Genomic DNA, 6963 nt, shown 5'->3' on the forward strand with positions numbered 1-6963 from the left:
CGTATCCATGGCGGTTTCCCGACACATCTGGCATTGCGGCGCCGGCCTGCCCGGCGACGTCCTGATCGCGGACCTGCGCGGCTACCGCTATGCGCCGCACTTCCACGATGCCTGGTCCATCGGCGCCATCGCGCAGGGCCGCTGCGCCTTCACCGTGCATGGCGAGCCGCAGGCCGCGGGCGAGGGCGATCTGGTGGTGATTGCGCCTGGCCAAGTCCATACCGGCGGCACCTCGGATGCGCCGCTGGGGTACCGCATGGCCTATATCGATCAGGCCTGGTTCAGGAACCACGAACTCGCGCTGTACGCGGGCGGCGCAGCGCTGGCGGGGCCCGTCATCCGCGATACGGCGCTATGCCAGGCGTGGCTGGACGCACTCACGCCAGATCCCATCGCCGACCCCGAGCGTCGCGAGCGCATCTCCGCCGCGCTGTTCGGCCTGCTGGCGGCGCATGCGCAGGCCAGCCCCGCAGCGGCCGGCGACGAGTCCGACGTCTGCGCGCTGCTGCGCGCACGCATGGCCGCCGACCCGGCCTGCGCGCCGGACCTGGAGGCCCTGGCGTTGGCGCAGGACCGCCACCGGACCACCCTGGTCAAGCAGTTCGCGCGGCGCTACGGCCTGCCGCCGCAGGCCTGGCTGCGCAACTGGCGGGTGGCGCGGGCCCGGGCGCTGCTGCGCGACGGCCTGGCGCTGGCCGACGCCGCGCATGCCGTGGGCTTCGCCGACCAGGCCCATCTGACCCGCGTGTTCAAGCTGGTCTACGGCAGCACGCCCGGCGTGCTGCGCAACGCAGGGGCGGGCTCCCAGACATTGCGGGCGCGCGGCGTTTCCACCCGGTAGTCGGAGTACTTGCGGGTAAAGAACGCGGCGCCCAGTTCGGCCGCCGCCTGCAGCGGCTGGCGCGGATCCGCCGCGATTTCGCCGCGCAGGTTGCCGGCGCCATGCACGTAGCCGACGAAGTCCGAATGGGTGTAGCGCGCGTATTCCTGGATCTGGTGCACGATGCCCAGCGCCGCGCCGGGGTAGGTTTCCTCGGACGCGACCGCCAGGCCCAGGCGCTTGCCGGTCATGCGCTGCTTCACCCGGTCGGGCTCGGGGCCCTGGCCGGCATAGTGGCTGAACGATCGGTCGAAGAACGCCTTGGTCTGCGCCGACATCCCGTACCAGTAGATCGGGGTGCAGATCAGCACGCCGTCGGCCGGCAGGAAGTGTTCCAGGAACAGCTCGGCGTATCGGTCGGTCGGCGGGGGCGAACGCCGCAAGTCCGGCAGGAAGGCCTCGATGTAGTCGTCCAGGAACAGCAGCGTGGCCTGGGTGCCCGCGGTCTCGGCCCCGCGCAGCGCGGCCGCGCCCAGGGTCGCGCTGTTGCCGTCGCGCCGCGGGCTGCCGACCAGGATCAGCAGGCGCTTGGTGGGATGATCTGAATTCATGTCTGGTTCCTCTTGTTGGCATGGATGCTTCCATGTAGTGAGGAAAATTCTGTCTTACGGACTGACAGGCGACAAATGATGAATCCTTGAATATGATGAATTGATTTCATCCATAGAGCCAGGAATCCATGTTTGCCACGCTACCGGTGACCGCGTTGCGCGCCTTCGAGGCAGCCGCCAGATTGCTCAGCTTCAAACTGGCCGCGGCCGAACTGGCGGTCACGGCCACGGCCGTGTCCCATCAGGTCAAGGCGCTGGAGCGGCACGTGGGCTACGCGCTCTTCGAACGCGTGCCGCGCGGCGTGCGCCTGACGGAGAAGGGGGCGCGCCTTTTTGCAGGCGTCCATGGCGCCTTGCTCGACGTGGCGCAGACCCTGGACGCCTTGCGCGCCGCGCCGGCCTCTGGCGCGCTGACGCTGTCCACCACGCATTCGTTCGCGGCCTTATGGCTGGTGCCGCGGCTGGGGCGCTTCTACGCGGCGTTTCCGCAATACCAGCTGAACCTGAACACCAGCCCCGAAACGGTGGACCTGCTGCGCGACGCCAGCGTCGACCTGGCCATCCGCTACAGCCGCTCGCGCTGGCCCGGGCTGCACGCCGCCTGCTCGTTGCAGGAGTGGTTCGGCGTCTATGGGGCGCCCGCGCTGGCCGCCCGGCCGGGCAGGCGCGCGCCGTCGCTGGTGACCGTGCGCTGGCGCGATTCGCAGCTGTACGAGCAGGGCTGGCTGGACTGGTGCGAGGCGGCAGGCCTGCCGTCCTGGCGCAAGCCGGCGGCGCTGCATGCCTACGAGGAAGAGCACTATGCCCTGCAGGCCGCGATTGCCGGCCAGGGCCTGGTGCTGGCCAGCTCCGTCATGGTGTCGGACAGCGTGGCGGCGGGCACCCTGGCGGCGTATCGCCCTGAAGTGCGGGTGGCGGGGGCCGCCTACACCGCGCTGTGCGCGCCGGGCCGCGAACGCCATCCGCCGGTCAAGGCTTTCCTGGGGTGGTTGCGCAAGGAGTTCGATTGACGCGCCCCTGCGCGCGCTTCTACTCTCTTTCCCAAAATCAGCGCGGAGGCCGCAAGGCGTGAATCGATTCCATGAAATGAGCGTATTCCTGGCGGTGGCCGAAGCGCAGAGTTTCGCCGCGGCGGCGCGCCGCTTGGAGATGTCGGCGCCCACCGTCACGCGCAGCGTTTCGGCGCTGGAGCGGCGGCTGGGCGCCTTGCTGCTGGTGCGCACCACGCGCAGCCTGCGCCTGACCGAGGCCGGCCAGCGTTATGCCGACGACTGCCGCCGCATCCTCGACGAAGTGGAGCAGGCCGACGACGCCGTGACCGGCGCGATGGCCGCGCCGCGAGGCGCGCTCAGCATCACTGCGCCGGCGTTCTTCGGCGAATTGCACGTGATGCCGGCGGTGCTGGCCTATCTGCGCACGCACCGCGAAGTTTCCGTGCGCACGCTGCTGGTGGACCGCGTGGTGAACCTGCTGGACGAACGGGTGGACGTCGCGGTGCGCATCGGCGCCTTGCCGGATTCGACGCTGACGGCGGTGCCGGTGGGGCAGGTGCGCCGCGTGGTCTGCGCCGCGCCCGCCTTCCTGCGCGAACACGGCGTGCCGCGGGACCTGGAGTCGCTGCCGCGCTTTTGCACCGTCACCGCCGCCATGGAGGGCCGCACGCCGCAATGGCGCTTCCAGCAGGACGGCCAGCCCCGCAGCCTGCGCGTCGATTCGCAGCTGACGGTCACGTCCTTTCAGGCCGCGGTGCTGGCGGCTTGCGAGGGCTGGGGCCTGACGCAGGTGGTGTCCTACCAGGTGGCGCGGCACCTGGCCAGCGGCGCCCTGGAGGTGGTGCTGCGCGACTTCGAGCTGCCGCCGCTGCCGGTCCACCTGGTGTATCCGGAAGGCCGCAAGAGTTCGGCCAAGGTGCGCAGCTTCGTGGAGTTCTGCGTCGAGGCCTTGCGGCGCGATCTGGCGACGCTGCCGGCGTAGCGTCCGGGCCCGCGCTCGCCATCTTTCTTTCATCCGCTGCAAGAGTGTCTTGCCGCCGCTGGCCGTTCACGCGCGCCCGGCGCCGGCACAAGATGGAGCCTGTATCCGACTTGGAGCCCGCTCATGCAAACCGCCCAGCCCCCCTCGCTGACCTTCTATGGCTTTCCCCTGTCCGGCCACGCCCATCGCGTCGCCCTGATGCTGTCCCTGCTGGACGTGCCGCACCGCAAGGTCGACGTGGACCTGCGCGGCGGCGAGCAGAAACGCCCGCCGTTCCTGGCGCTCAACGCCTTCGGCCAGGTGCCGGTCATCGACGATGACGGAGTGGTGGTCGCGGATTCGACCGCCATCCTGGTCTACCTGGCCAAGCGCTACGGCGGCCAGGCCTGGCTGCCGGAGGATCCCGCCGGCGCGGCGGCGGTGCAGCGCTGGCTGTCGGTGGCATCCGGTCCGCTGGCCATCGGCCCGGCGGCTGCGCGCCTGGTGACGTTGTTCGGCGCGGCCTATGACGTGGACAGCACGCTGGCCCGCGCCCATGCCTTGCTCAAGGTCATGGACGGCGAACTGGCCGGGCGCGATTTCCTGGCGGGCGCGGCGCCCACCATCGCGGACGTGGCCTGTTATGCCTATGTGGCGCATGCGCCTGAAGGCAACGTCTCGCTGGATGCCTATCCGCACGTGCGCGCCTGGCTGGGCCGCATCGAAAGCCTGCCGCGCTTCGTGGCCATGCCCCGCTCGCCCGTGGGCCTGCAGGCCGCCTGAGGGCGAGCGCCGCGCGCAAGGAGCACGCCATGTCCATCGCAGAGCCCGCCACCCTCCCGCCGTCGCCCTGGCATGCCGGCGAACGCCTGCTGCAACAGCACGTGGGGATCGCCGAACGCATGGCGGTGACCGGACCCAAAGTCATCCGCGACTACATGCCGGACCAGCACCGCCTGTTTTTTGAGCAGCTGCCGTTCCTGGTCGCAGGCGCGGTGGACGGGCAGGGCGATCCCTGGGCCGGCGTGCTGGAAGGCCTGCCCGGCTTCGTGTCCTCGCCCGATCCGCGCAGCCTGCGCGTGTCCGCCGTGCCGGATGCCGACGATCCGCTGCTGGCCGGCCTGGGGCCGGACCGGCAGGTGGGCCTGCTGGGAATCGAGCTGCACACGCGCCGGCGCAACCGTGCCAACGGTCGCATCGCGGCCTGGGACGGCAAGCGCTTCGAGGTGGCGGTGACGCAGTCCTTCGGCAATTGCCCGCAATACATCCAGGCCCGGGAATTCCAGTTTTCGCGTTCGCCGGCGCTGCGCTTTCCGGGCGTGCCCAATGAGCGTGGCGGACTGGACGATGCCGCGCGGGCGCTGATCGCCCGGTCCGACACGTTCTTCGTGGCCACCTACGCGGACGAAGGCGGCCGCAAGGTCGACGTGTCGCACCGCGGCGGCAAGCCGGGCTTCGTGCGGGTGGACGGCGACGTGCTGACCATTCCCGACTTTTCCGGCAACCGCTTCTTCAACACCCTGGGCAACATGGTGCTCAACCCGCGCGCCGGATTGCTGTTCATGGACTTCGAGCGCGGCGACGTGCTGCAGCTGACGGGCGCCGCTGAAATCATCCTGGACAGCCCGGAGATCGCGCAGTTCGAGGGCGCCGAGCGGCTGTGGCGGGTGCATGTGCGGCGTGTGGTCCGCCGGCCCGGCGCGCTGGCGTTGCGCTGGCGCTTCGATTCGTATTCGCCCACCGCGCTGGCAACCGGGCAATGGCCTGCCGCGGGGGCTGCGCAGCGGAGCTAGCCCGCGAGCGCGGTCTTCTGCACCACGGCATCGTCCGGCCCGAGCAGGCGGCCGTCCTGCGCGCGGATTTCCAGCTTGCGCACGGGCTGGCCGCGCTTGCGGTCGATCAGCGTCGAATGGGGTTCGGCGGGGCCGTAGTAGTGCTCTTCGCCCCATTGGCGCAAGCCCACGATCACCGGAAAGAGAGCCCGGCCTTTGTCCGTCAGCACGTATTCCTGGTAGGCGCTGCCGTCCGAGGCCGGCGCCACTTCCAGGATGCCGTGCGCCACCAGCGTGCGCAGCCGGTCGCTGAGGATGTTCTTGGCCACGCCCAGGCTTTTCTGCAATTCGCCGAAGCGCCGCAGTCCGTCGAAGGCGTCGCGCACGATCAACAGCGACCACCAGTCGCCGATCGCGTCCAGGGAGCGCGCCACCGGGCAGGCGGCGCCTTCGAGACTAGTGCGTTTGACCATATCGGATCCTTGCTGAGGGAAAGGCGGTGATGGCAGGCGTATCGAAATTTCGGTTGCATTATAAAACCTTGAAAACTACTATTCTGGTTTTATAAAGCAACCAAATTGGAGCAAGACATGTCAGCCCGACCAGAACCCGCCGATTCCGCACCCCCAGGCCCGATGCCCAGATCCCTGGTCATGCTGCTGGCGGTGGCCTGCGCCCTGAGCGTGGCGAATGTGTATTACGCCCAGCCCCTGCTGGACGCCATCGGCCGCGAGTTCGGCATCGCCGAAGGCGCGGTGGGTATCGTGGTCACGGCCACCCAACTGGGCTGCGCGCTGGCGCTGCTGTTCGTGGTGCCGCTGGGCGACCTGCTGGACCGTCGGCGCCTGATGCTGGGACAGTTGGCGCTGCTGGTGCTGTCCTTGGCGGCCGTGGCGCTGTCGGCCGGCACGCCCTGGCTATTGATGGGCATGGTGGCGCTGGGCTTGTTGGGAACGGCAATGACGCAGGGCCTGCTGGCCTTGTCCGCGGCGCTGGCCGCACCGGGCGAGCGAGGCCGCGTGGTTGGCGCCGCGCAAGGCGGGGTAGTCATCGGCCTGTTGCTGGCACGCACGCTGGCCGGAGCCGTGGCGGACCTTTGGGGCTGGCGCGCGGTCTACGTCGTGTCCGCGGCGCTGGCCGCCGTGCTGGCGGTGGTGCTGGCGCGGCGCCTGCCGCAACGCCGGCTGCCCGCGGTGGACATGGGTTACTGGGCCTTGCTGCGCTCGCTCTACGGCCTGTTGGCCACCGAACGCGTGCTGCGCGTGCGCGGCATGATCGCGCTGCTGATGTTCGCCGCCTTCAGCGCCTTCTGGACCGCGCTGGTACTGCCCCTGAGCGCGCCGCCGCATTCGCTGACGCATAGCGCGGTGGGCGCATTCGGACTGGTGGGCGTGGCGGGCGTGCTGATGGCGGCGCGCGCGGGACGGTTGGCCGATAGCGGGCAGGGCGAGCGGACCACGGCCGCGGGTCTGGCGTTGCTTTGCCTGGCCTGGGTGCCGATTGCCTTCCTGGAGCAAAGCCTGTGGCTGCTGGCGTTGGGCGTGCTGGTCCTGGACATCGCCCTGCAGGCGCTGCACGTGACGAATCAGACCATGATCTTCAGCGTGAATCCGCAGGCGCATAGTCGATTGGTCGGCGGGTACATGATGTTCTATGCGGTGGGCAGCGGATTGGGGTCTATCGCTTCGACGGTGGTTTATGCGCAGGCGGGCTGGCTGGGGGTTTGCGTGTTGGGTGCCGGTATCAGTGTTGTGGCGTTGGTGTTCTGGGCGGTGACGGTGCCGCGTGGTGAGCGTTTGGCCGTTGG

At 69.6% G+C, this 6963-nt stretch carries 8 protein-coding genes; 6 read left to right on the forward strand and 2 right to left on the reverse strand.

What is annotated here, in order from left to right:
- Positions 1–7: 7 nt before the first annotated feature.
- Positions 8–841 carry an AraC family transcriptional regulator gene (locus N5C88_RS25575; RefSeq protein ID WP_280016487.1) on the forward strand — a complete coding sequence of 278 codons (834 nt, stop codon included), beginning with the start codon at positions 8–10 and terminating at the stop codon, positions 839–841.
- Here the strand turns inward: N5C88_RS25575 and N5C88_RS25580 are convergent.
- Positions 760–1431: an NAD(P)H-dependent oxidoreductase gene (locus N5C88_RS25580; protein WP_280016489.1), complete on the reverse strand. Its 672-nt coding sequence runs from the start codon at positions 1429–1431 to the stop codon at positions 760–762. The genes N5C88_RS25575 and N5C88_RS25580 overlap by 82 nt on opposite strands.
- 128 nt (positions 1432–1559) lie before the next feature.
- Here N5C88_RS25580 and N5C88_RS25585 point away from each other — a divergent pair, with 128 nt between their 5' ends.
- From N5C88_RS25585 to N5C88_RS25600, 4 genes are all read left to right on the forward strand, one after another.
- Positions 1560–2441: a LysR substrate-binding domain-containing protein gene (locus tag N5C88_RS25585; protein ID WP_280016490.1), complete on the forward strand. Its 882-nt coding sequence runs from the start codon at positions 1560–1562 to the stop codon at positions 2439–2441.
- Between the two features lie 58 nt (positions 2442–2499).
- Entirely contained in the window at positions 2500–3405 is a 906-nt protein-coding gene (locus tag N5C88_RS25590) for a LysR family transcriptional regulator (RefSeq protein ID WP_118933746.1), read from the forward strand.
- Between the two features lie 123 nt (positions 3406–3528).
- Entirely contained in the window at positions 3529–4167 is a 639-nt protein-coding gene (locus N5C88_RS25595) for a glutathione S-transferase (RefSeq protein WP_118933747.1), read from the forward strand.
- Between the two features lie 29 nt (positions 4168–4196).
- Positions 4197–5177, forward strand: a complete 981-nt coding sequence (locus N5C88_RS25600; protein WP_280016491.1) for a pyridoxamine 5'-phosphate oxidase family protein — start codon at positions 4197–4199, stop codon at positions 5175–5177.
- Here the strand turns inward: N5C88_RS25600 and N5C88_RS25605 are convergent.
- Positions 5174–5629 (reverse strand): helix-turn-helix domain-containing protein, encoded by a 456-nt coding sequence (locus tag N5C88_RS25605; RefSeq protein WP_059380571.1) that lies wholly within the window; start codon positions 5627–5629, stop codon positions 5174–5176. The two genes, N5C88_RS25600 and N5C88_RS25605, sit on opposite strands and share 4 nt — an antisense overlap.
- Positions 5630–5791: 162 nt before the next feature.
- On the opposite strand from N5C88_RS25605, the gene N5C88_RS25610 reads away from it, so the two are divergent.
- Positions 5792–6963 (forward strand): MFS transporter (locus N5C88_RS25610; protein WP_347881410.1); only part of this gene is annotated, 1172 nt, incomplete at its 3' end.

Origin of the sequence: Achromobacter sp. GD03932 (assembly GCF_029839485.1) — a bacterium.
In the GTDB taxonomy this organism is placed as follows: Bacteria; Pseudomonadota; Gammaproteobacteria; order Burkholderiales; family Burkholderiaceae_B; genus Achromobacter; species Achromobacter bronchisepticus_A.

What these genes read in the sequence shown, in the direction of transcription:
- N5C88_RS25605 (WP_059380571.1), bottom strand. Translation starts at nt 5,629, where the DNA reads ATGGTCAAACGCACTAGTCTCGAAGGCGCCGCCTGCCCGGTGGCGCGC.
- N5C88_RS25575 (WP_280016487.1), top strand. Translation starts at nt 8, where the DNA reads ATGGCGGTTTCCCGACACATCTGGCATTGCGGCGCCGGCCTGCCCGGC.
- N5C88_RS25580 (WP_280016489.1), bottom strand. Translation starts at nt 1,431, where the DNA reads ATGAATTCAGATCATCCCACCAAGCGCCTGCTGATCCTGGTCGGCAGC.
- N5C88_RS25595 (WP_118933747.1), top strand. Translation starts at nt 3,529, where the DNA reads ATGCAAACCGCCCAGCCCCCCTCGCTGACCTTCTATGGCTTTCCCCTG.
- N5C88_RS25585 (WP_280016490.1), top strand. Translation starts at nt 1,560, where the DNA reads ATGTTTGCCACGCTACCGGTGACCGCGTTGCGCGCCTTCGAGGCAGCC.
- N5C88_RS25600 (WP_280016491.1), top strand. Translation starts at nt 4,197, where the DNA reads ATGTCCATCGCAGAGCCCGCCACCCTCCCGCCGTCGCCCTGGCATGCC.